The sequence below is a fragment of the Proteus mirabilis HI4320 genome (assembly GCF_000069965.1).
In the GTDB taxonomy this organism is placed as follows: Bacteria; Pseudomonadota; Gammaproteobacteria; order Enterobacterales; family Enterobacteriaceae; genus Proteus; species Proteus mirabilis.
Map to the genome: position 1 here is coordinate 1,655,810 of NC_010554.1, position 24,581 is coordinate 1,680,390.

A 24,581-nucleotide genomic window follows, 5' to 3' on the forward strand; every position below is an offset into this window, starting at 1 on the left:
TTTATCTTAGGAGACATCTTGTTTATCTATTACAGGAAGTCTCCACATAAATATCAACAGACAGGCTAAAATTATCAGCAATAAAATTCTCACCCACCACATTGAGACCAACCATAGCGAGATAGCAAAAGTCACTAAAATGACTAAAATAGCTTTCGGCTTAGCCCCCTTAGGCATGGCGCGATAAGTTTGCCAATAACGCAAATAACCACCAAACCAAGAGCGATATAGCAACCAGTGATGAAAGCGTGTTGATGAGCGAGAAAAACACCATGCAGCTAATAACAAAAATGGTGTAGTGGGTAACACGGGTAAAACAACACCTAATGTGGCTAATCCAACAGATAACCACCCTGCTATAATCAATAATATCCGTTTCATGTTATGCTTTCCAAATTATGCTTGGTCGCTCTAAGGTAAAGAGTAAATAAAAAAGCTCCTCATTCTCAATAACAATTTTAAAACATAAGGCGGGTTTATGCACTGGATCACTGACTATTGGTGGGTTATTTTAATTCTTTTAGTTGGAATAATTATTAATGCCATAAAAGATATGAATAAAATAGATCCAAAACAGTTTCTAAAAAATAAACGGAAACTGCCTCCCCATCGCGATTTTAATGATAAATGGGATGATGAGGACGATTGGCCCAACAAAAATGACCAGAAGAAGTAGTCGTTAACCAATGTTGGTAAGCCTGTGCTAATTGCTCATCTTTTTCTGCCATCAGTTGTTGGCATTGCCGACGTAGTGTCGTGACAAGGGCTTTCTTACCCGATAACGAAAATTGTTTTACACAGGCCTCTACAGATTGCTTATCAATAAAAAATGCCACTAATAACGGGTAGCGTGATCTATCACCTTGCAGAAAATAACCAACACTTTGATATACCGTTAATATAGAGCGATGGGCGAAAGCAAAACCTGCCATCATCAGCCAGTGATCTGCTTCACTGGCGCTAGGCAATGCAGTAGCAAGAGAGATACCTGTTTGCTGAGTGATATAATCACTTTGTAATGCGAGTGCTTGTTGTGCAACTTGTAATAATTGCTGCCCCTGAGCACTGATTGGGTAAATAGCCATAGTAGTATAACAGCCACTACTGGCTTCTTTATGAACGCCTAATCTCACCAGATAAAAACCACATTGTTGCCAAAAATTGGCTAATGCGTCGGTATAGCCAAAACTGACAGAAAGGTAATCAATATTCTGTTTCTGGCACTGCTTAGCAATATCCGCAACTAATTTTGCAGCGACTTTTTGACGTCGATATGCTGGCAATACCGCAATTCGGCTGATGCGTAATGAAGTTAAACACATTGCCTCAATGGATAAGCCGTAAGTGACTAACGATTGGGCAACAAGATTACCTTTTGGTCGACGTATACCTCGCCAAACATCTTGTGCTAAGGCTTTCGCTAGTCCCCCTTCTTCAATACACCACACCGCCCCAACAAGATGCCGATGAATAAATGCAGACCAATAATGCTGTTTTTGTCCATCGAATAAACGTCGAAGATCTAAAGGTGTGGTTCGATAATGAGCACTGGTTAAAAGTTGATAAAAATTGGCTCGTTGTTCACTATCGAAATGCTGGCATGAGGTGATCACCACCTCGCCAGATTGGTTAGCATGATGAAAAGAAGGCTCATCAAGTAACAACAGTTGATTCAGCCAATTTTCGAGTGGATCGTCCTGCGCCCAGCGAATAGGTACGGTGAGTTGATAATTTTGTAACTTTGGAATGCTATCACCCAGTTTTAAAATAAAGCCGCGCCCTGTTCCTTCATAGCCTTGTACCGTGGTGGTCATTAACACTCGAGGGAAGTGCTGACAAAGAGCTATCAGTTGAGCAATGGGTATAGTCGCCGCTTCATCAATAATTAACCAATCTCGACACAAATGCTCTGTATCACAAAGGGCTAACAAATTATCCGGTGAGTAGAACTCGATGGTTTTATGTGTATGAGATAATAGCACTTCAATACTGTTTCTCGCAGGGGCACAAACCGTCACTGAGCCAGGCCATTGCTCTATCAACATTCCTGCTAACGCTGATTTTCCTCTGCCTCGTGGTGCCGTGATACTCCATACGCCAGATTTTGCCTGTAAAAGATGCGCTAATAACTGTCGCTGTTGTATGGTTGGCATCCCTTGAGGCAACGCCCACTGTTGGCCTGTATTTTTTATTTCAGGTAGAACAAGGGGCTGCGATGCTTGCCAAATAATGGCCTGTTTATCTGCTAGTGTAATTTTTGCTAACCAAGCCATAAAATGGGGAGTAGATATAACCCCTTGCGCATCATTCCAGCGCTGACTATCGTTATCAATATAATGTTGCCACTGAACAATATCGGGTAAACATAAGATAAGCCAACTTCCTGCTTTCAACGTTCCCGTTAGCATCGCTAGTGCATCAGCATTAAAAGCATGGTTAGCGTCAAATACAGCGTGAAGATATTCACGGCCTAATAGTTGATGAGCATGTTCTGGTTTTATCGCCTCAGACATCTCTGAAGAGAGTATTAGCCAATCGCCTTTACACTGCTGTTGGATAGCTCGAAGTTGTTCCCTTTGCCATGTATAGCTCCCCGCTAAAAGGAGTAATCGCCGCTGGCCTAGTCGAGCGAAGGCTTGTTGATAGCGCAATAAATCTAAAGATGGCACTACTATGACTTACCTATCAATAACGAAAGGATCCCCGCAGCAATCAGTGGACCTACTGGAACCCCTCTAAATAGAGCGACACCAATAACAGTTCCTACGAGTAAACCCGCTACCGTTGACGGTTGGTTATTCATAAGTGACACCCCCCGTGCCCCTAACCAAGAGACGATGATACCAATTGCAATCGCTAGTAATGATTTCCAATTTAAAAAAGAATTGAAAACTTCTTGTGCGGAAATGCGGCCTGTGGCAATCGGTGTCATAACACCTATGGTGAGGATCAAGATCCCAATGGTCATACCGTATTTTTCGACTAATGGAAAATATTGGTTTAACGGTGTGATTTTAATAACCAATAAAAAGATCATCGCTAAAGTGACAGTCATATTATGACTAATAATGCCCAGGCCTGCGAGTACCAGCAAAATTAGCAATGAGGGATCAACATTACTCATCTATTTTTATAATCCTTCTCTTTCTCTGAATCATTCTAATATCATTTAAGCGTGAGATGTTATTAGTTCAATGACGAAGAAGCAAATGTATCACAAGATTTAATATCGCCACTATTGTAGCCGCGCATAAACCATGTCTTACGTTGTTCTGCAGTGCCGTGAGTAAAGCTATCCGGTACAGCGTAACCCTGTTGTTGGCGTTGCAGCCTATCATCACCGATAGCTTGTGCGGTTTTAATGGCCGTCAGTAAGTCCGCTTCATCAACACGGCCTTCACCGGCAATAAAGCGCCCCCACATACCCGCAAAACAATCAGCTTGCAGTTCTAGTCTTACTGATAAGCGATTTGCTTCCACTTTTGAACGTGCCATTTGCTGTTTTTCACGCATTTGTGTGGTGATACCAAGTAGATGCTGAACATGATGTCCCACTTCATGAGAAATCACATAACCTTGAGCAAACTCTCCACCCCCACCAAGGCTGTTTTTCATTTCATTATAAAAAGAGAGATCGAGATAAATTTTTTGGTCTGCAGGACAATAAAAAGGCCCCATCATTTTAGTGCCGGTACCGCATTGCGTTGTGGTACTGTTGGTATATAGCACTAATTTAGGATCACGATATTGCTCGCCGGCTTTGGCAAACATCCCTTGCCAAAAATCTTCCGTACTGGCTAATACAACACTGCTAAAATCTGCCGCTTCATTATAAAGGGCGGATTGTTGTTGGCTATTTTGTGTTGGTTGTGATGTTTGCCCTGTAAGCGAATTAAAATCAAACCCCATAAAGCTTGCGATCACCAAAATAATAATGATCACAAAGCCATATTTTGTACGTAATAATAGTGCAATTAATCCTAATGGGAGATTACCACCACCGGATGCAGAAGAAGGCTGCCCTCTTCTATCTTCAACATTATTGCTTCTTCGGCGATCATTCCAACGCATAACCCTTCCCCATTATGTAATTCACTTAATTTTAATTGCTAGGTCATTTTGATGACAACTTATCTTAGATAATAACAAAAATTATCTCATCGCTATTGCCTATTTTTTAAGAGCAAAATAATAGCACCCATTAGTCACTTTCAATTCATCTTAGTTAATTTTTCTTTATAGCATATTAAAAAGGTCAGTTTTTAAGCTGACCTTTTTCTTTTATGGATAATATTGCTGACGTAATCGATTGCGCAGTTAGTCTAAAGAAACACCAATTCGACGTGCAACTTCTTCATAGGCTTCAATTAATCCACCTAAACTTTGACGGAAGCGATCTTTATCCATTTTATCTAAGGTGTTTTTATCCCATAAACGGCTACCATCTGGTGAGAATTCATCCCCCAGCACAACTTTACCGTTAAAGAGGCCAAACTCTAATTTAAAGTCAACGAGGATCAGACCGGCTTTATCAAATAGTTCACTGAGGACATCGTTTGCTTTATAACTAAGACGTTTCATTTCTGCGAGGTTTTCTTTTGATACCCAACCAAAAGTTTCACAGTAAGATTCATTAACCATCGGATCATGACGGGCATCGTCTTTTAAGAAGAGATCAAAAATAGGTGGGTTTAAGACAGTACCTTCTTCAATACCTAAACGTTTAACCAGTGATCCAGCCGCTCGGTTACGAATAACACATTCAACAGGCACCATATCGAGTTTTTTTACTAGCACTTCATTATCAGAGAGCAAACGTTCCATCTGCGTTGGGATACCCGCTTCTTCCAATTTGTTCATAATGAAATAATTGAACTTATTGTTCACCATTCCTTTACGATCAAACTGTTCAATACGTTGGCCATCTAACGCTGATGTATCGTTTCTGAATTCAAGAATAAGATAATCAGAAGACTCAGTGGTATAAACCGTTTTCGCTTTACCACGATACAACTCAGCTTTTTTTTGCATCTGACACACTCCAAAGATGTGATAGGTTTAACAAGAAACTTGCTTTCCATACTCTACTCTAGATTGGATAAAAAAGCTTTTAAAACGTGGAGGGGATCACTAAAAAATATCACTGTCGACTATTTTTTAGCGGCTCTAATCAATAAGAGAAATAAGTGAATTGAGTGATAAAAAGGCCGCACATTTTATGTACGGCCTGATATTTAATAGATAAAAAGAGCTTTTATTTTATTGGCTTACTAAAGGCCGCTTTCATTGCAGCAACCATCTGATCATTTTCAGACTGTGTAAGAGGTTTACCTTTATCACTGATAAATTGCAAACTACTGCGGTTATTTAAGTCACCGACTTGTAGTTTGTAATCCCCTTCATTAATTGTCGGTTTATCAACCCCTAACGTGCTCCAACTTGCACTACTTAAGCCTTTATAAGTCACTTCAATTGAACCTTTCGAACGAGTACGATCGCCCATTTTCATACCCACGCTTTCTAGCGCGATAGGTAATCTATCCCACACAACATCAAATGGTGCTCGAACAATAATGACAGGCAGTCCGGCATTATCACTTCCCGTTTGTACGTCGATAATACCTTGCAAATTACTCGTTGCGCTATTTTCACTTAAGTTACGCATGCGGTTTAAACCGTCAACCACTTCATTTAATAGTAAGGTGTTATAACGCTTCACTTCCATTGGATCGGAAATCTCGTTTTCACCTTGGCGTAACCCAGTATTCGTAATCGTTAATATCACAACATTACCTGACTGGCTTATCGCTAAATTATGGCGACTTTGGAAAGGCACATTTTCATCAGCACGAGTCCAAGTGATCCAATCGGTAACAATCTGTTTTTGTCCTGCATCACTTTTAGCCAGTGCCACACCTTTATCCGCTAAAACAGCAGAAACTTGCTCGTATAAGGTGGTATTTTCGGGCGTGTTGGGTAATAACAGTCGGCTATTATCCGCATTATTCTCACTACGTGAGCCACTTAATAAGTTTAAAGCCTGTGTTGGTGGGCGAATATCTAATGCTAAACCCACAGGTTCACTCTTTTTAGGCGTAGGAATATCATATTCCCCATTTTGCAAAGGCAACACCATACCCGCTGGGACAACTAAATTTTTTAGCGCTGCTGACTCTAAATACGACTCGTCACCACTGACTTGACGTTTATAGCGCTGATCACTGGAACAGGCTGCCAATAAAACCACCAGCGACAGACCCGCGACTTTCATAATCTTTGATTTATGCAATAGTGTTGCCATTAAAATTCCCTAAGTTTTACAGTATTCCCGCTGTTAACAGCGCTTTCTCTACGATATCCTGACCCGCTGATGTTAATGGAGTCATCGGTAAGCGCAATGTGGCGTCTTCAATCAATCCAATACGTTGACACGCCCATTTAGCTGGGATTGGGTTAGGTTCAACAAATAACTGATGATGTAAGTCCATCAGGCGTCGATTAAGTTCACGTGCTTTTGCAAACTCACCCGCTTTTGCCAATCGACATAATTCTACCATTTCTAACGCAGCAACGTTAGCAGTAACCGAAATAACACCATGACCGCCAAGTTGCATAAAGTCTAATGAGGATGCGTCATCTCCACTTAATAAGATAAAACTATCATCATTAACTAACTGTTGGATTTGACTAACACGACTTAAGTTCCCTGTCGCCTCTTTAATTGCCACAATATTATCCAACTGAGCTAAACGTGCAACTGTTACTGGCAATAAATCACATCCTGTACGGCCGGGCACATTATACAAGATTTGGGGTAAAGCCGTGCTTTCAGAAATCGCTTTAAAATGTTGATAAAGCCCTTCTTGGGAAGGTTTATTATAGTATGGAGTAACCGTTAAGCACCCTGCAATACCTTTATTTTCAAACTGTTGTGTAAACCAAATAGCTTCAGAAGTTGCATTAGCCCCCGTGCCTGCAATCACAGGAATACGACCATCAGCCATATCCAGAGTCATTAATACGACATCAACATGCTCATCATGGCTTAATGTTGCCGATTCTCCCGTTGTTCCCACAGAGACAATAGCATCTGTACCCGCTTTAACATGATAATCGACCAACTTGCGTAAACTAACTCGGTCAACATTGCCTTTCGCATCCATAGGGGTGACTAATGCCACCATACTGCCTGTAAAATCAAAATTGTTACTTACCATAATTCATTGCTCCGAGATAGACTTATACACAATGGTACTCATTCATTGCTCTATTGAAAACTACTTAACTCTAGGTTTCTAATGAAATTTGCTAATATTCTTTGATTTGAATTAAAGAGAGATAATAATGAAAGATAGTGCGCTTCTGATCTTGGCAGAAATCAAATTTTGTGTTTACCTGTTAGGAATAAACTGAAAGTCAAAAGGAAGCCTATTTTGCCTATACCTGATAAACATTTTCTCGTACTCACTGCATTAGGGACTGACCGTCCTGGTATCGTTGATACCATTACGCAATTAGTTAGCCAATGCGGGTGTAATATCGAAGACAGCCGGCTTGCGATGTTCGGTCAAGAATTTACGTTTATCATGCTACTTTCTGGTGGTTGGAATGCGATTGCCCAACTTGAAGCATTACTGCCGATAAAAAGTGCAGAACTTGATTTATTGACTGTGATGAAAAGAACCAAAATGGGTGCGCCAGTCTCTTACCCATCAACCATTACTGCAAAAGTAGATATAGAAGATGCCCCCGGCATTGTTGAACGTTTTACCAATTTATTTAGTCAACATCACTTTAATCTTGCAGAATTAGTTTCTAAAACCCATCCTTCTGAGGATGGTACTCCTGCTCGTTTAGAAATTCAGATCACGGCCCATAATCCGCTAGATGATCATGGTCTCGTTATTCATGAGAAATTCAATCAATTATGTACAGAGTTAAACGCTCAAGGCACAATAAGTATCGTAAATAGTCTGATGATGAAACAATAAAAGAATGGAGAATTAGGTAATGAACCCATTAAAAGCCGGTGATAAGGCACCTCAATTCAGTCTGCCTGATCAAGATGGAGAAATCATTAATCTGTCTGATTTTGCTGGCCAACGTGTGCTCGTTTATTTTTATCCAAAAGCGATGACACCAGGCTGTACAACGCAAGCTTGTGGCTTACGTGATGAGATGGATACACTAAAAAAAGCCAACGTCGAGGTATTGGGAATTAGTACTGATAAGTCAGAAAAACTTTCCCGTTTTGCCGAAAAAGAGATGTTAAACTTCACCTTACTTTCTGATGAAGATCATAAAGTTGCAGAGCAATTTGGCATTTGGGGTGAAAAACAATTTATGGGGAAAACTTACGATGGTATTCATCGTACGACGTTCCTAATTGATAAAAACGGTGTGATTGAACATGTGTTTGATAATTTTAAAACCAGCAATCACCACCAAGTGGTTATCGATTATTTAGCTGCACACCCATAGTTTATGATCACAGCTTAGTGCTGATAAATAAAACAGACAGCCATTAACTATCGCTGTCTGTTTTTTTATTATCAATAAGTTGATGATAAATCGCGTCTATATTACTTTTTCTTTTCTAATGTTTCTAAAGGTGGCTCATTGGCAATTTCATCAGGCAGCGCATGTAATACTGCTTTGATTAACGTCGCTAAAGGAATGGCGAAAAACACCCCCCAAAAGCCCCACATACCACCAAATATAATCACGGATAAGATAATGACTAAGGGGTGCATATTGACAGCTTCAGAGAATAATATCGGTACTAATAAGTTGCTATCTAAACCTTGAACCACTAAGTAAGCGATAAATAGCGCCCAAAAATCAGAGCCTAATCCCCATTGAGAAAGTGCAATTACAATGACTGGAATAGTCGCGAGTACCGCCCCCACATAAGGCACTAAAACCGAAACGCCAACTAAAACCGCTAATAAGACTGAATAACGCAAATCAAAAAAAGCAAAGACAAAATAGGTAAATACACCAACAATCACCATTTCGGTAACCTTACCACGAATATAGTTGGTGATTTGCTGATTAACCTCAATCCACACTTGTGCTGCAAGAATTCTATTTTTGGGTAATACCCGACGGACAGCATTGAGCATTTGTTGCTTATCTTTTAATAAAAAGAACGTCATTAATGGCACAAGGATCAGATAAATAGAGAGCGTGATAACACCGATTAAAGAGGCTAAAGAGACTTTTAACACTGACTCTGCCACCGTTGAAAATTTACTGCGCAAGTTTTCCGCCATCATATCCACGATGCCAACATCCATTAATGCGGGGAATCGTTCAGGTAATTCTCGAGCAAATGCATTGAATTTATTGATCATATTAGGGATATCTGAAATTAGCGTCATGGCTTGTTGCCATACCGTTGGCGCTAAAATCAAAATAACAATGGCACTAATACCTATAAATAGTGTCAGAACGATTGATACGGCCCAAATTCGTGCACATCCTAACTTCTCAAGTAAGTGTGTTGGCCATTCCAGCAAATAAGCTAATACAATGGCGACTAATAATGGTGCAAGTATGCCACTGAAAAAGTAGATAATTGAAAAACCGGCAATTAAGATCACCACCAGCGCGATAACTTGGGGATCAGCAAATCGACGTTTATACCATTGAACAAGCAAGTCCAGCATGAAAATAGAGGTCCTTTATAATAATAAGTCAAATATATCTATATGTATTGATTTACATAATCAATAATCTTTTGACGGATTTTACGTTAGCTTTTGCTATGATACATCATTAATTATAAATTTTTCGTTAAGATAGCTATCAGGATGTTGTTGTATGAAACTCAGACTTAAAAAACCACTGGTCGCGCTTCTTGTTTCTACTTTGCTATCAACATCAGTGTTGCCTGCTCACGCTGCGATTGATATTGAAGATACCCTGCCCGATATGGGAACGACAGCAGGCTCAACATTGAGTATCAATCAAGAAATCGCTATGGGTGATTACTATACTCGCCAATTAAGAAATAGTGCACCATTAGTTTTTGACCCTCTACTTTCTAATTACATCAATAACTTAGGTCAAAGATTAGTCTCTAATGCCAGTTCGGTAAAAACCCCCTTTCACTTTTATTTAGTGAATAACCCCAATATTAATGCCTTTGCTTATTTTGGTGGCAATATCGTATTGCACTCAGCACTATTTAGATACAGTCGCAATGAAAGTGAATTAGCTTCTGTTATCGCCCACGAAATTTCTCACGTTACCCAGCGTCATCTTGCAAGAATGTTAGAAGATCAGTCTAAAACCACGCCACTGGCTATGGCTGGAATATTAGGCTCTATTTTAATATTTATGGCTAACCCCAATGCTGGTTTAGCCACCTTTACGGGAAGTATGGCGGGGATGCAACAAAACATGATCACCTTCACGCAAATGAACGAACAAGAAGCTGATCGGATAGGAATACAAACTCTTTATCGTGCAGGGTTTGATCCACAAGGTATGCCTAATTTTATGCAGATCTTAGCAGACCAAGTGCGCTATAGTTCTAAGCCGCCTGAAATGCTATTAACGCACCCCTTACCTGACAGCCGTTTATCTGATGCACGTAGCCGAGCAGCGCAATATGCTCCGCGCAAAGTGCCACAATCGGCTAATTTTCTCTATGCTAAAATGCGGGTATTGACCATGCTAGAGAAAAACCCCGCATCAAGTAACGCCTTGCAAACCACGCTGGATCAGTTTAGGCAAGGAACGGAATTAGAAAAATCAGCCGCCAATTATGCACAAGCCTTACTCTATTCTCGTGATCGTAAATTTAATGACGCGAGAAAAATACTCGCCCCTATGCTGGCAAAAGAGCCAAATAATATCTGGCTTATTGATGCCATTACCGATATTGACGTAGAGCAAAACCGTGCTGCAGAAGCGATAACACGTTTACAACAAGCGCTTAAGCAATCACCTAATAACAAAGTACTGACGGTTAATTTAGCTAATGCTTATATGCAAAATAAGCAATATAACGAAGCTAATCGATTATTATATCGCTATACCTTTGACAATCCTGACGATCCTATTGGTTGGCAATTGGTGGCGGAAAATGCGGCAAAACAAGGTAATCGAGCCCAAGAGCTTGCAGCTTACGCTGAAGATTTGGCATTACGAGGAGATTTTGAAACTGCCATTCGTTATCTTGGTGATGCGAGTCGTCAAGTAAAATTAGGCAGTAATGAGCAAGCTCGTTTTGATGCACGTATTGATCAATTGCGTAAACTTCAACATAAAGACAGTCAATTTAAATAAGGGATAATATGACCAACAAAGTAACGATTTATCATAATCCGCGCTGTTCTAAAAGCCGTGAAACCTTACATTTATTAGAAGATATGCATATCACCCCTGACGTTATTCATTATTTAGATACGCCGCCTTCTGTTGATGAGTTAAAAGCATTACTCAAAGCGCTAGATTTTGACGATGCAAGAAAATTAATGCGCACCAAAGAAGAAATTTATAAAACCCTAAAGCTTGCTGATGAGAGCTCACAAGAAGCATTAATTCAGGCCATGCATAATCATCCTAAATTAATTGAACGTCCTATTGTGGTCGTTGGCAATAAAGCGCGTTTAGGTCGTCCACCTGAGCAAGTTACCGCCCTTTTTAAGTAGGCTAAATTGGCAATTGCCGACATTGACGGTATGGCGCATCACTAAAACGTAATCTGAGTGATTTCAGAGCATTGAGACGAGAAACCTTACGGCTGTTTTCAAAGATCGGTGATGCGCCCTAATAACTCATTATCTGCAGTGCGCTCAAAATGACAGAAAACCAACACGTTATACCTATTAACTTACTTCACTCCTCTTCATATCAATAACACAATTCTCTACTGCTTTATTACCACATCACAACGGTGTTACCGCCATCTGTATATTCTAAAGGTCACTAATGTTAATTTTATATTACAAGCACTAAGGAAACACGATAGTTATTTCCATTAGTAGAATAAGGTAGTTTATTGCTTGCTTTCAAAATATTTCATCTTAATTTCATTTTTTTTATAGTGAATATTTTACCAAGATCAAAAATATCTATCACGATCACATTATCCTGTTACAAATAACAGCCAACAGAAAAAATTTATGAAACGTTTCATTTGTATTGTGACAAAAGTCTCTTTACACGAGTGAATTCCTACTTATTATGGTCTTCAGAAAATATGATGGCAGATTTGATTTGCGATACACTTCGAACCATTTTTATTTTCGTTATCATCCAATTCAGAAATTAATATTAGAGATACAATTTAAACAATACTGCAACATAGCAAAATACGTTAATTCGCCACTTCTTTTACACATGCCTACTCGCTATCTCACTAGAGATAGTGCGTTATGTTTTTTTTAAAAGTGTATAGATATCGGCAAACTAACTGAAAATATAGCCAACATATGGGCGACTAAAACTAATCAATCATCAAAATACCAGATGATTGCCAGGCTAATAGGAAATTTAATGAACATCGTACATAGACTCAAACTTGTTTCATTCCTCCAATTTTTTATTTGGGGCTCTTGGCTTGTTACGTTTGCTTCATATCTATTTGATAAATTACATTTTAAAGGTACTGACGTTGGGCTAATTTTTAGTGCTTTAGGATTAGCATCACTGATCGCACCGGTGATCATGGGATTTATTGCGGACAAGATAAATAACCGTAAGCTGGTCTTTATTACCCTGCATATTTTATCCGCGTTTGCTTTAGTACTGATGTCTCAAATGACCACAGTGACTACCCTCTTCTTTGCGACACTTCTGCATTTATTGTTCTTTATGCCAAGCATTTCTATGGCAAACAGTATTATTTTTGAGTTACTAGAGCAAAAACACCTAGAGCCAAATGACTATTTCCCCAAAATCCGTGTTTATGGCACCGTGGGTTTTATTGCTGCAATGTGGGTTATTAGCTTCTTAGGTTTCGGTAATAGCTACGATCAACTGTTTGTTGCTGCAATAGCCTCTATTATCTTAGCGGTATTTGCGATGTTTTTACCGGCGACAAAAGCGACAGATAAAACAGAAGCAAAAGAAGAAGTGGCCGCTTTTAGCTTATCGAATACCTTACAAGTGTTTAAAAAGAAAAATGTGGTTATTTTCCTTTTCTTTGCCACATTGTTAGGTTCAGTATTGCAAATTACCAATACATTTGGGGTTCCATTCTTACAAGATATGGCCAAAGCACCTAATGCTGATGACTCTTTCTTGGCTCATTATCCTTCTGTTTTCTTATCCATTTCTCAAATTTCTGAAGTGGTCTTTATTCTATTTTTACCCCTGTTATTAAAACGAGTGAGAATAGAAACTATCGTATTATTTAGTATGATTGCATGGATCTTACGTTTTGGTTTCTTCGCTTACGGTGACTATTCATCATTAGGCCAAATCGTTCTGTTGTTATCCATGATTGTCTATGGTTGTGCTTTCGATTTCTTTAATATCTCCGGCTCGCTATTCCTAGAAAAAGAGATCCCATTACAATATCGCTCTACCGCACAAGGTATGTTTATGACCTTAGTGAATGGTTTTGGTACTTATTTAGGTGCGATGCTAAGTGGCTGGGTTATTGATTTGTATACCACAGATGGTGTTATTGATTGGCAGTCATTCTGGTTGATCTTTACGGGTTACACTGTGGCTATCACCGCACTTTATCTGATTTACTTAGTGGTTCCGCAGAAGAAAACAAAAGTTGTAGAAGCACATTAATTATTTCCCCCATTCTTTATTTGTTGCACTCACCGCTTATCTTTCGAGATAAGCGGTTTTTTATTACTGGTTATCTATTGCATAATGCGTTGTTTTAAATAGATTGCGATTAAAGCTTAAGAATATCTTTTACGAAAGGAATGGTCAGCTTACGTTGAGCCACAATAGAGGCGTGATCGAGTTCATCTAGCATTTCAAATAATGTGCGCATTTTTCTATCTAAGCGCTTTAATACAAAACGACCCACATCTTCGGGTAATTCAAATCCACGTAGTTTCGCTCTTAATTGTAGTGCTTGAATTTTTTCTTCATCGCTTAGCGGTTGTAAGCGATAAATTTGCCCCCAATCTAGGCGAGAAGCGAGATCAGGAAGTTGTAAATCAATTTGACGGGGAGGTCTATCCCCTGTGATTAATAGACAGGTGCGACCAAGTTCTAATACGCGATTATACAGATTAAACAGAGCAAGTTCCCACTCTTCATCACCCGCAATACATTGAACGTTATCGATACAAACTAATGAAAGATGCTCCATACCTTCAAGCACATCTGGTACGAAATAAGCCCGTTTATCAAGAGGAACATAACCAACTGCATCTCCGGCTAAAGAAAGCTCTGCACAAGCTGCATGCAACAAGTGGCTTTTTCCGCCCCCATCACGAGACCAGAAATAGATATAACTGCCATGTGATTGGTGAATAGCAGTTTGGATCGCTGCAACGAGTGATGCATTTTCCCCTGCGTAAAAGCTATCGAATGTCTCATCATCGGGCAGAGATAGTGGTAATGATAGCTGTGATGGCGTATTCAGAAGCACCTCACCTGAATAGTTTAATAAACGTCGTGATTCTAACACAAATTCTATCAATGACAGAATCAATATTAAAAAAGCAAGACGAGCTGCTTAAGATGACAGCAATAAATAGCGAAACTGTTTATTTTGACATCAATATAAGATCAGTTTAGCCATTCTATTTCACTATTTAAACGTTATCTTAGAGAGATCGTGACCTGAGGGTTGCTGGTAAATATCTAATTTAAAATACTTAGCACAAGCATTTATATACTCAAAAATTTCTGATTGTGTCTCTTCATATTCCACCCATGTGGTAGCACGAGTAAAACAATATAATTCAACGGGTAGTCCCATTGGTGTGGGGGGCATTGTTCTTATCACCAAATACATATCCGGCCTAACATCACCACGCATTTTGATCCAATTTAACATATACTTTCTAAAAAGTTGTAGATTGGTCACTCCGTTGGTTTCTAACCAAGTATTAATATCACCTATCTCTTCTTCTTTACCTTCTAACATCGCTTCAATGCTTTTTTTAAGTGGCGCAGTATTTTTTAGCTCCTGCACTAACTGTTCTGTAGCAAATGAAATAGAGGATTGATCAATATAGAAACTACGCTTGATACGACGGCCTCCTGAAGAGAACATCGGTTGCCAGTTAGTGTATTTTTCGGTTAAAAAGTCCTTTGTGGGTATACGAGAAATCGTGTTATCCCAATTACGTACTGTAATTGTGTGCAGTGCGATATCAATCACTTCACCACTAATATTACTGCTGGGTAATTCAATCCAATCATATAGTTTTAACACTTTACCATTTGAGATCAGAATATTAGCGACGAATGAGATAAGGGTATGTTGGAAAACAAACATCAATACCGCAGCGATCGCACCAAAGCTGGAAATAATAATCAGTGGGGATTGTTCAGTAAATAGCGCGATAATAAGAATAAAGGCGATGATCCACACCACTATCTTAGCAATTTCAATATAACCTTTAATCGAATTGTTACGGTGCCACGATTTTTTAGCATGCCTGATATTGAAAATATCTAACGCGTTATTAAGAAGAGAAGCAATATTGATGACGATAAAAGCACGACAAACCGTTTCAAAGATAATATTCATCTGTGCTGAAAAAGAAGGCAATAACTGGTTTATATAGAGAACCAGAGTGACTGCAACAATAGAGGCACTTTTTTTCGCAATATCTTCTATCGTCTCTTCATCTGAGAGTTCGGTGAATAAAAACAATAGACGCTTGGCTATACGACGAAAGATCATCTTTGCCAGAAACCACACCACCAGCAACGTGATCACTAAAAACAGCGTGGTGAAAATCTGCTTAGATACGATAAAGTCGTATATATCAACAAGTTTTTCCATAACTAGCGTCGTCACCCTTTTAAAAGCTTTGTTACAACCTTAAAACAACTTTTAGCTCAATAATAGCTAAAAAGTATCGCTATCACTAAACCACTAACAATCTCATTGTCTCATTTATTTGCGTTAAATAAATATTATTATTAAGTTTATTTTCTTTTTCTAAGTTTTAAACGCTTTTTATAACAAAAGAGTTCTTGTTTATCTTATAAGAATAAAAAAATAACCAATAAAAAAAGCAGTCTATGACTGCTTTTTAGTTCAATGACGAAATATTAGCGAAAAAAGCTCATCAATGATTACTTGGTGTTTGTATGTTCGTTAATTGACTCCAGAGTATCATCCACTAACTCAGTTTCTGGGCGAATAATACTCACCAGCTTAAACACTAAACTTAAAACAATACCGACTATCGTTGCTAAGGCCATGCCTTTTAGTTCAGCTGCGCCAATTTGAATTGATGCACCACTTACACCGACAATTAAAATGATCGCTGTTAATATCAAGTTTTGTGGTTTGTTATAATCAACTTTCGAATCTAATAATACGCGAATACCGGACGCCCCTATTACACCATACAGTAATAAAGAGACACCGCCCATTACCGGTACGGGAACCGCTGCAATCGCGGCTGCCAATTTACCAACACAAGAAAGTAAGATAGCGATAATTGCTGCACCACCAATGACCCAAGTGCTATACACTTTAGTAATAGCCATAACACCGATATTTTCACCGTAAGTCGTGTTAGGTGTAGAGCCAAAAAATCCGGAGATAATGGTTGAAAAACCATTTGCAAACATAGAGCGATGTAAGCCTGGGTTTTTCATGAGATCACGTTGAACAATATTCGCGGTTACCACAAGGTGCCCTACGTGTTCGGCAATAACCACTAATGCCGCCGGCAAGATAATAAAAATAGCACTCCACTCAAAACGCGGCGAATAAAAGGTAGGCAGAGCAAACCAATTGGCTTCTTTAATCGGTGTCACATCAACCACGCCCATAAAGAAAGAGAGTGCGTAACCGGCTAACACGCCAATAAGAATAGGAATAATAGCCAAAAATCCCCTAAACATCACTGAGCCTAAAATAGTCACACCCAGTGTCACCATAGAGATTATCAATGTTTGGCTATCAACGGGATTATCTGCGCTAGGTAATAATCCAGCCATATTAGCGGCGGTTCCGGCCAACTCAAGACCTATTACGGCAACGATTGCGCCCATTGCCGCAGGAGGAAACATCACATTAATCCATCCTCGTCCGGCGATTTTCACAATGCCAGCAACAAGGCAAAATAGCACCCCACAGACAATAAACCCGCCCAATGCTAATTCATAGCCTAAAGGAAGTAGCAATAACACCGGAGAGATAAAGGCGAAACTTGAACCTAAATAAGCAGGAATACGACCTTTACAGATAAAGAGATAAAGCAGAGTACCGATACCGTTAAACAATAATATGGTGGCCGGATTAACCTTAAACAAAATCGGCACAAGTACAGTAGCACCAAACATGGCAAACAGATGTTGAAAACTCAATGGGATTGTTTGTAATAATGGTGGGCGCTCTTCTACCCCGATTGCACGACGAGTCATGCTTACGACCTCTCTTTAAAATAGATATAAATGGAATTTAAATTTCAGCGATAAAACAAACCAATAAGTGATCCAAAAAAAAGCCGACTATCAAAGTCGGCTTAATCATTATTTTGTACCAAATATCTTATCACCCGCATCACCAAGGCCTGGGACAATGTACCCATGCTCATTAAGATGCTTATCAATCGATGCAGTATATAACTCAACATCAGGATGAGCTTCTTCTAATGCTTTGATCCCCTCAGGCGCAGCCACTAACACTAAAACTTTAATTGAAGTACAGCCTGAATTTTTTAATAAATCAATTGTGGCAATCATAGAGCCACCAGTTGCTAACATTGGGTCAACAACAAGTGCCATACGTTCTTCAATATGAGAGGCTAGTTTCTGGAAGTAAGGGACGGGCTTTAAGGTTTCTTCATCGCGGTAAACACCAACTACACTGATCCGGGCACTAGGAATATTTTCTAATACTCCATCCATCATCCCAAGACCGGCACGGAGGATAGGTACAACAGTAATTTTTTTTCCTTTAATCTGTTCTATCTCAACCGGGCCACACCAACCTTCAATTGTTACCGTCTCTGTTTCTAAATCGGCGGTAGCTTCATACGTCAGTAGACTGGAAACTTCTGAAGCCAATTCACGAAAGCGTTTAGTGCTTATATCATGATCTCGCATCAGCCCCAATTTATGTTGAATGAGTGGGTGTTTTACCTCAACGATCTTCATAATTTCTCCTAATGTACGACGCAGCCAGACAAAAAAATCGCGAGATTATACCGCTTTTTTAGTGACTTTCCATCGTTTTTCTATTGATATTGATCAATCGCACAGCTTTTAACCACACTAACATGAATAATTGTGATCTAAAAAGAAGATCCTCGCAAACGTTTGCTTTGCCTGTTAGAATAGCCACCGCACACATTTTTTCTTAACAGCAACTTGCCGTGAGGGCTAGACGTGACTAACAAATCCTCTCTCAGCTATAAAGATGCCGGTGTCGATATTGATGCAGGTAATGCTTTAGTCGATCGTATTAAAAGTGTAGTAAAAGAAACTCGCCGTCCTGAAGTTATGGGGGGTTTAGGTGGTTTTGGTGCATTATGCGCTATTCCCACTAAATACCGCGAACCTATTTTAGTGTCAGGCACTGACGGTGTCGGTACTAAACTTCGCCTTGCGATGGACTTAAATCGCCACGATGATATTGGTATCGATTTAGTCGCAATGTGTGTTAACGATTTAATCGTTCAAGGTGCTGAGCCTCTCTTCTTTCTTGACTACTATGCCACAGGCAAGTTAGATGTCGATACTGCCGCACGGGTTGTAACGGGTATCGCTGAAGGTTGTAAGCAATCCGGCTGTGCCTTAGTGGGTGGCGAAACAGCGGAAATGCCCGGCATGTATCATGGTAACGATTATGATATCGCCGGTTTTTGTGTTGGTGTCGTTGAAAAATCACAGATTATCGATGGTAGCAAAGTTAAAGCGGGTGATGCATTAATTGCTCTCGCTTCAAGTGGCCCTCATTCTAATGGCTATTCACTGATCAGAAAAATTCTTGAAGTCAGTGGTGCCTGTGCTGAAACTACCCCATTAGGTGATACATCACTGGCTGATAAACTCTTAGCGCCAACCCGTATTTATGTAAAATCACTCCTGTCATTAATTGAAAACGTTGATATTCACGCAGTGGCACATATTACTGGCGGTGGATTTTGGGAAAATATTCCGCGCGTGCTACCTGAAAATACGCAAGCTCGTATTAATAGCCAAAGTTGGCAATGGCCTGAGGTCTTTAACTGGCTACAACAGGCAGGTAATGTCAGCACTCATGAAATGTATCGTACCTTTAACTGTGGTGTCGGCTTATTAATCGCCGTGAGCCAAGCTGATGTTGAAAAAACGCTATCACATCTTAATGCCTGTGGTGAAAAGGCATGGTTAATTGGTGATATTGCCCCGCAAGCAGCGGGTGATGCACAAGTGATTATCAATTAGTAAAAGTACCCCCATGAAAAATATTGTGGTTCTGATCTCAGGAAATGGTAGCAACCTACAGGCGATTATTGACGCCTGTAGGGCGCATAAAATCGCAGGCCAAGTTGTGGCTGTTTTCAGCAATAAAGCACAAGCTTATGGGCTTGAACGAGCGAGACAAGCGGATATCCCTGCTTACTTTATCGATCCGGCTGATTATCCTGATAGAGAAGCTTATGATAAAGCGTTAATCACTCAAATTGATGGCTATCAGCCTGATATTGTGGTTCTTGCTGGCTTTATGCGTATTTTATCGCCGTTATTTGTCAACCATTATCAGCATAAGCTATTAAATATTCATCCCTCTTTACTTCCCAAATATCCCGGTCTGCATACACATAAACAAGTTATTGAGAATAAAGATACTTTTCATGGTACTACCGTACACTTTGTCACGGAAGAATTAGACGGTGGCCCGATGATCATTCAAGCGCGTATTCCCGTCTCTCCTGATGATACCGAACAAAGTTTGCAAGCAAAAATACAAACACAAGAGTATCGCATTTATCCTCTCGCAATTAGTTGGTTAGCAGAAGAGAGATTAAAAATGATAGATAATCGGGCGCTACTTGATGGTAATGTTCTGTTTGACAATCTTGATTAACGGTTTCACTTAAGATAAAAAGTCACTTTGTGCTACACTGTAGCCCGCGGTGACTTTTATTGTGTCACCCTTTTCTCTTTTTATTCAATGCATTTTCACCGAGGTGCTTATGTCCGGTGGTAAGAAAGTTCCACCTATAAAATTACGTCCTCTCGAAAGAGAAGACCTTCCTTTTGTCCATAAACTTGATAATAATGCTAGCGTTATGCGCTACTGGTTTGAAGAGCCTTATGAAGCATTTATTGAGTTAAGCGACCTATATGAAAAACATATTCACGACCAAAGTGAACGACGTTTTATTGCTGAAAGTGAAGGCACAAAAGTCGGTTTAGTTGAGCTGGTTGAAATTGATTATGTTCATCGTCGTGCTGAGTTTCAAATCATTATCGCCCCTGCTCATCAAGGCCATGGTTATGCAGCCCGCGCGGCAAAGTTAGCGATGGACTACGCTTTTTCTGTACTTAATTTATACAAACTCTATTTAATCGTCGATAAAGAGAATGCTAAAGCGATTCATATTTATGAAAAGCTTGGCTTTAAGAAAGAAGGTGATTTAATAGATGAGTTTTTTGTTAATGGCTCTTACCGTTCTGCGATTAGAATGTGTACATTCCAAGCCCCTTATTTTGAACAAAAAGCCAAAGCAGCAAGACCGGAAAATTTTGTTAAACCGGGTGCAACGATAAAACAATATGTCTGATTAATTCAGATAATAAGATTTAACTTTAACCCATGTTGGAGTTCAGATGTCCCAAGAACGACTCTATATTGATAAAGAGATCAGCTGGCTTGCGTTTAACGAGCGAGTATTGCAAGAGGCGGCAGATAAACGTAACCCGCTAATCGAAAGGGTCAGGTTTTTGGGGATCTATTCAAATAATCTTGATGAGTTTTATAAAGTTCGCTTTGCGGATGTAAAACGGCGTATTTTAATTAATGAGGAGCGCGGCTCACGCTCTGGCTCTAGTCACGCTCGTCATTTAATCAAAAAAATCCAATCTAAAGTTGCCAAAGCCGACCAAGAATTCGACGCACTGTATAACGACTTGCTTTTAGAAATGGCGCGTAATCAGATTTTTTTAATCAATGAACGGCAAATTTCACCTAATCAACAAATTTGGTTACGCCAATATTTTCGCCAAAACTTAAGAAAACATATCACGCCGATCCTTATCAACCCTGAAACTAATTTGGTTGAGTTTTTAAAAGATGACTACACATATTTAGCCGTTGAAATTGCTCAGGGGCAAACTATTCACTACGCTTTGTTAGAGATCCCCTCTGATAAAGTCCCTCGTTTTGTTATTCTGCCTACAGAACAAGGCCGAGGTAAGAAAAAGTCAATGATTTTGCTGGATAATATCTTACGCTATTGTCTTGATGAGATTTTTAAAGGCTTCTTTGACTATGATTCTTTAAATGCTTATTCCATGAAAATGACACGTGATGCTGAATATGATTTAGCCACTGAAATGGAATCCAGCTTATTAGAAATGATGTCATCTACCTTAAAACAGCGCCTTACCGCTGAGCCTGTTCGTTTTGTCTATCAACGTGATATGCCCGATGAAATGGTTGCTTTACTGCGTAGCAAATTAGGTTTATCTAATAATGACTCGGTCATTGCTGGTGGGCGTTATCACAACTTTAAAGACTTTATTAATTTTCCTAATGAGGGAAGTAAGTTTCTATTAAATAAACCTATTCCTCGTTTACGGCATGTTTGGTTTGATAATTTCCGTAATGGCTTTGATGCAATTCGTGAACGTGATGTGTTACTTTATTATCCTTATCATACCTTTGAGCATGTATTGGAATTATTACGCCAAGCGTCTTTTGATCCCAGTGTCATTTCAATAAAAATCAATATCTATCGCGTAGCAAAAGACTCTCGGATTATCGATTCGATGATCCACGCCGCCCACAATGGTAAGCGTGTCACTGTGGTCGTTGAATTACAAGCTCGCTTTGATGAAGCCGCGAATATACATTGGGCTAAACGCTTAACCGAAGCTGGCGTCCACGTTATCTTTTCAGCGCCCGGCTTAAAAATTCATGCGAAATTATTTATTATTTCTCGTTTAGAAGAAGGCGAAATCATTCGCTATGCGCATATTGGTACTGGGAATTTTAATGAAAAAACCGCACGCCTTTATACCGATTATTCTCTGTTAACCGCGAATACAGAAATTAATAATGAAGTACGTCGAGTGTTCAATTTTATTGAAAACCCTTATCGTCCGGTGACTTTTGAACATTTAATGGTATCACCGCAAAACTCACGTATTTTGTTAAACCAGTTGATCACAAATGAAATTCACAATGCTCAAGCGGGGCACCCTGCGGGTATTACCTTAAAAGTTAACAATTTAGTCGATGAAGAGTTAGTTAATCGTCTTTATGATGCCTCACAAGCAGGTGTTAAAATCCGCCTATTAGTACGCGGTATGTGCTCTTTAGTCCCTAATCAGCCCGATTTTAGTGAAAATATTCAGGTCACCAGTATTGTTGACCGCTTTTTAGAGCATGATCGTGTTTATGTCTTTACCAATAAAGGGGATGAGAAAATTTTCCTATCATCCGCAGACTGGATGACTCGTAACCTTGATTATCGTATTGAAGTTGCCGTACCACTACTCGACCCTCAGCTAAAACAGCGTATTTTGGATATTCTTGAGATCCAGTTTAATGATACTGTAAAAGCACGATATTTAGATAAAGATCTAACAAATAGCTATGTTCCTCGAGGAAATAAACGTAAGATCCGCGCCCAACTTGCTGTATATGAATACCTTAAATCATTAGAACAACCAGGATCACGAGCGTAATCAATGCCTTTATTACAAGATGACTCTTCTTCACCACGTCCTTTAGAAATTGCGGCTATAGACCTTGGTTCTAATAGTTTTCATATGATCATAGCCCGTGTTGTCAATGGTGCCTTACAGGTATTAAGTCGTTTAAAACAACGGGTATATCTTGCCGATGGTCTTGATGATAATGATAAACTCAGTGAAGAAGCAATGTTGCGGGGGCTTTCTGCACTTTCCCTTTTTGCTGAAAGGTTACAGGGATTTCCAGCAGAAAATGTCACTGTGGTCGGTACACATACGTTACGGGTTGCTAGCAATGCCAAAGTCTTTTTGCAACGCGCAAAAGAGGTGATGCCCTATCCTATTGAAATTATTTCTGGTCACGAAGAAGCACGCCTGATCTTTATGGGCGTTGAGCATACGCAATCTGAAAAAGGGCGTAAGCTAGTGATTGATATTGGTGGAGGCTCTACCGAATTAGTGATCGGAGAAAATTTTGAACCCATCTTGATCGAAAGCCAGCGTATGGGGTGTGTCAGCTTTAGCCGTCAATTTTTCCCGAACCAAAAAATTAGCGAATCCGCTTTTCGTAAAGCACGCGAAAAAGCAGCACGTAAAATGGAAAAAATTGCTTGGCAATATAAAATGACCGGCTGGGATGTCGCATTAGGCGCATCGGGTACTATCAAAGCTGCACATGAAATTTTGGTTGAATTTGGTGAAAAAGATGGTGTTATCACCCCTGAACGCCTATTAATGTTGACCAAACAGGTACTACGGTTTAAAAAATTTAAAGATATCACCCTACCGGGGTTATCCGATGAGCGTAAACACAGTTTTGTACCTGGTTTAGCCATTTTATGCGGTATTTTCGACACTTTAGGCTTAAAGGCACTCCATTTATCTGATGGTGCATTACGTGAAGGTGTATTGTATGAAATGGAAGGCCGTTTTCGTCATCAAGATATTCGCCAGCGTACCGCCAAAAGCCTTGCTGAACACTATAATATCGATCGTGAACAAGCTAAGCGCGTCCTCACCACAATGCAATCACTGTATGCTCAGTGGGCGGAACAAAATCCTAAACTGGTTCGTCCTGATCTAGAAGCGATTTTAGTATGGGCGGTGATGTTGCATGAAGTGGGATTAAGTATCAATTTAAGTGGTTTGCATCGTCATTCTGCTTATATTCTTTCGAATACAGATTTACCCGGTTTTAATCAAGAACAACAACAATTATTAACTACATTAGTTCGTTATCATCGCAAAGCAATTAAGTTTGATGAGTTACCTAAATTTAATCTATATAAAAAGAAACAGTATTATCCATTAGTACAAATACTTAGGTTAGCAACACTACTTAATAATCAGCGTCAATCAACCACTAAACCGGTTTCTTTACGTTTAGTGACCGATGATAATCACTGGACACTCTATTTTCCTAAAAATTATCTTGCCGATAACACATTGATGGAATTGGATTTAGAAAAAGAACAGGAGCATTGGCAGGCCGTTCCGGGCTGGAAACTGGATATAAAAGAGGAATCTGCTTAACAATATGATATTATACAGAA

At 39.5% G+C, this 24,581-nt stretch carries 23 protein-coding genes; 11 read left to right on the forward strand and 12 right to left on the reverse strand.

Annotated features, from left to right (window positions below; translation table 11 throughout):
- Positions 1-6: 6 nt before the first annotated feature.
- Complete coding sequence (locus tag PMI_RS07585) at positions 7-381, reverse strand: DUF454 family protein (protein ID WP_004250834.1); 375 nt, start codon at positions 379-381, stop codon at positions 7-9.
- 97 nt (positions 382-478) lie between these two features.
- On the opposite strand from PMI_RS07585, the gene PMI_RS07590 reads away from it, so the two are divergent.
- A complete protein-coding gene (locus tag PMI_RS07590; RefSeq protein ID WP_004243408.1) occupies positions 479-676 on the forward strand; it encodes a YpfN family protein in 198 nt (65 codons plus the stop codon).
- Here PMI_RS07590 and PMI_RS07595 read toward each other — a convergent pair.
- From PMI_RS07595 to dapA, 6 genes are all read right to left on the reverse strand, one after another.
- Complete coding sequence (locus PMI_RS07595) at positions 618-2,669, reverse strand: tRNA(Met) cytidine acetyltransferase TmcA (protein WP_012368033.1); 2,052 nt, start codon at positions 2,667-2,669, stop codon at positions 618-620. The two genes, PMI_RS07590 and PMI_RS07595, sit on opposite strands and share 59 nt — an antisense overlap.
- 2 nt (positions 2,670-2,671) lie before the next feature.
- The gene (locus tag PMI_RS07600; RefSeq protein WP_012368034.1) at positions 2,672-3,124 is read right to left on the reverse strand and encodes a DUF441 domain-containing protein; all 453 of its coding nucleotides are present in this window, start codon (positions 3,122-3,124) and stop codon (positions 2,672-2,674) included.
- Positions 3,125-3,186: 62 nt separating this feature from the next.
- Positions 3,187-4,071: a KPN_02809 family neutral zinc metallopeptidase gene (gene ypfJ / locus PMI_RS07605; protein WP_004243412.1), complete on the reverse strand. Its 885-nt coding sequence runs from the start codon at positions 4,069-4,071 to the stop codon at positions 3,187-3,189.
- Positions 4,072-4,317: 246 nt separating this feature from the next.
- Positions 4,318-5,031, reverse strand: a complete 714-nt coding sequence (gene purC / locus PMI_RS07610) for a phosphoribosylaminoimidazolesuccinocarboxamide synthase (RefSeq protein ID WP_004243413.1) — start codon at positions 5,029-5,031, stop codon at positions 4,318-4,320.
- 223 nt (positions 5,032-5,254) lie between these two features.
- On the reverse strand, positions 5,255-6,301 hold the full coding sequence (bamC, locus tag PMI_RS07615; protein ID WP_004243414.1) for an outer membrane protein assembly factor BamC: 1,047 nt from the start codon (positions 6,299-6,301) through the stop codon (positions 5,255-5,257).
- A 16-nt stretch (positions 6,302-6,317) separates the two neighbouring features.
- Entirely contained in the window at positions 6,318-7,217 is a 900-nt protein-coding gene (gene dapA, locus PMI_RS07620; protein ID WP_004243415.1) for a 4-hydroxy-tetrahydrodipicolinate synthase, read from the reverse strand.
- A gap of 216 nt (positions 7,218-7,433) precedes the next feature.
- On the opposite strand from dapA, the gene PMI_RS07625 reads away from it, so the two are divergent.
- Positions 7,434-7,991 carry a glycine cleavage system transcriptional repressor gene (locus tag PMI_RS07625; RefSeq protein WP_004248283.1) on the forward strand — a complete coding sequence of 186 codons (558 nt, stop codon included), beginning with the start codon at positions 7,434-7,436 and terminating at the stop codon, positions 7,989-7,991.
- A 19-nt stretch (positions 7,992-8,010) separates the two neighbouring features.
- Positions 8,011-8,481, forward strand: coding sequence for a thioredoxin-dependent thiol peroxidase (bcp, locus tag PMI_RS07630; RefSeq protein WP_004243417.1), 471 nt, complete (start codon positions 8,011-8,013; stop codon positions 8,479-8,481).
- Positions 8,482-8,582: 101 nt separating this feature from the next.
- On the opposite strand, the gene PMI_RS07635 is transcribed toward bcp, so the two are convergent.
- Positions 8,583-9,671: an AI-2E family transporter gene (locus PMI_RS07635; RefSeq protein WP_004243419.1), complete on the reverse strand. Its 1,089-nt coding sequence runs from the start codon at positions 9,669-9,671 to the stop codon at positions 8,583-8,585.
- Between the two features lie 154 nt (positions 9,672-9,825).
- Between PMI_RS07635 and bepA the strand changes: the two genes are divergently transcribed.
- The 3 genes from bepA to PMI_RS07650 all read left to right on the forward strand — a co-directional run bounded on the left by bepA (position 9,826) and on the right by PMI_RS07650 (position 13,761).
- The gene (bepA, locus tag PMI_RS07640; protein WP_004248284.1) at positions 9,826-11,298 is read left to right on the forward strand and encodes a beta-barrel assembly-enhancing protease; all 1,473 of its coding nucleotides are present in this window, start codon (positions 9,826-9,828) and stop codon (positions 11,296-11,298) included.
- An 8-nt stretch (positions 11,299-11,306) separates the two neighbouring features.
- Positions 11,307-11,663, forward strand: a complete 357-nt coding sequence (arsC, locus tag PMI_RS07645) for an arsenate reductase (glutaredoxin) (protein WP_012368035.1) — start codon at positions 11,307-11,309, stop codon at positions 11,661-11,663.
- 847 nt (positions 11,664-12,510) lie between these two features.
- Positions 12,511-13,761, forward strand: coding sequence for an MFS transporter (locus PMI_RS07650; RefSeq protein ID WP_012368036.1), 1,251 nt, complete (start codon positions 12,511-12,513; stop codon positions 13,759-13,761).
- Between the two features lie 109 nt (positions 13,762-13,870).
- On the opposite strand, the gene hda is transcribed toward PMI_RS07650, so the two are convergent.
- From hda to upp, 4 genes are all read right to left on the reverse strand, one after another.
- Positions 13,871-14,578 carry a DnaA inactivator Hda gene (gene hda / locus PMI_RS07655; protein WP_036896130.1) on the reverse strand — a complete coding sequence of 236 codons (708 nt, stop codon included), beginning with the start codon at positions 14,576-14,578 and terminating at the stop codon, positions 13,871-13,873.
- Between the two features lie 162 nt (positions 14,579-14,740).
- On the reverse strand, positions 14,741-15,946 hold the full coding sequence (locus PMI_RS07660; protein ID WP_004243426.1) for a mechanosensitive ion channel family protein: 1,206 nt from the start codon (positions 15,944-15,946) through the stop codon (positions 14,741-14,743).
- 296 nt (positions 15,947-16,242) lie between these two features.
- On the reverse strand, positions 16,243-17,544 hold the full coding sequence (gene uraA / locus PMI_RS07665; protein WP_004243429.1) for a uracil permease: 1,302 nt from the start codon (positions 17,542-17,544) through the stop codon (positions 16,243-16,245).
- 108 nt (positions 17,545-17,652) lie between these two features.
- On the reverse strand, positions 17,653-18,279 hold the full coding sequence (gene upp / locus PMI_RS07670; protein WP_004248287.1) for a uracil phosphoribosyltransferase: 627 nt from the start codon (positions 18,277-18,279) through the stop codon (positions 17,653-17,655).
- Positions 18,280-18,510: 231 nt separating this feature from the next.
- On the opposite strand from upp, the gene purM reads away from it, so the two are divergent.
- From purM to ppx, 5 genes are all read left to right on the forward strand, one after another.
- Positions 18,511-19,551, forward strand: coding sequence for a phosphoribosylformylglycinamidine cyclo-ligase (gene purM / locus PMI_RS07675; protein WP_004248288.1), 1,041 nt, complete (start codon positions 18,511-18,513; stop codon positions 19,549-19,551).
- A 13-nt stretch (positions 19,552-19,564) separates the two neighbouring features.
- A complete protein-coding gene (gene purN, locus PMI_RS07680) occupies positions 19,565-20,194 on the forward strand; it encodes a phosphoribosylglycinamide formyltransferase (RefSeq protein WP_004243435.1) in 630 nt (209 codons plus the stop codon).
- A 109-nt stretch (positions 20,195-20,303) separates the two neighbouring features.
- Positions 20,304-20,894: a spermidine N1-acetyltransferase gene (gene speG, locus PMI_RS07685; RefSeq protein WP_004243436.1), complete on the forward strand. Its 591-nt coding sequence runs from the start codon at positions 20,304-20,306 to the stop codon at positions 20,892-20,894.
- Positions 20,895-20,940: 46 nt separating this feature from the next.
- Complete coding sequence (gene ppk1, locus PMI_RS07690) at positions 20,941-23,022, forward strand: polyphosphate kinase 1 (protein ID WP_004243437.1); 2,082 nt, start codon at positions 20,941-20,943, stop codon at positions 23,020-23,022.
- Between the two features lie 3 nt (positions 23,023-23,025).
- A complete protein-coding gene (ppx, locus tag PMI_RS07695) occupies positions 23,026-24,561 on the forward strand; it encodes an exopolyphosphatase (protein WP_004243438.1) in 1,536 nt (511 codons plus the stop codon).
- The last annotated feature ends 20 nt before the right edge of the window (positions 24,562-24,581 follow it).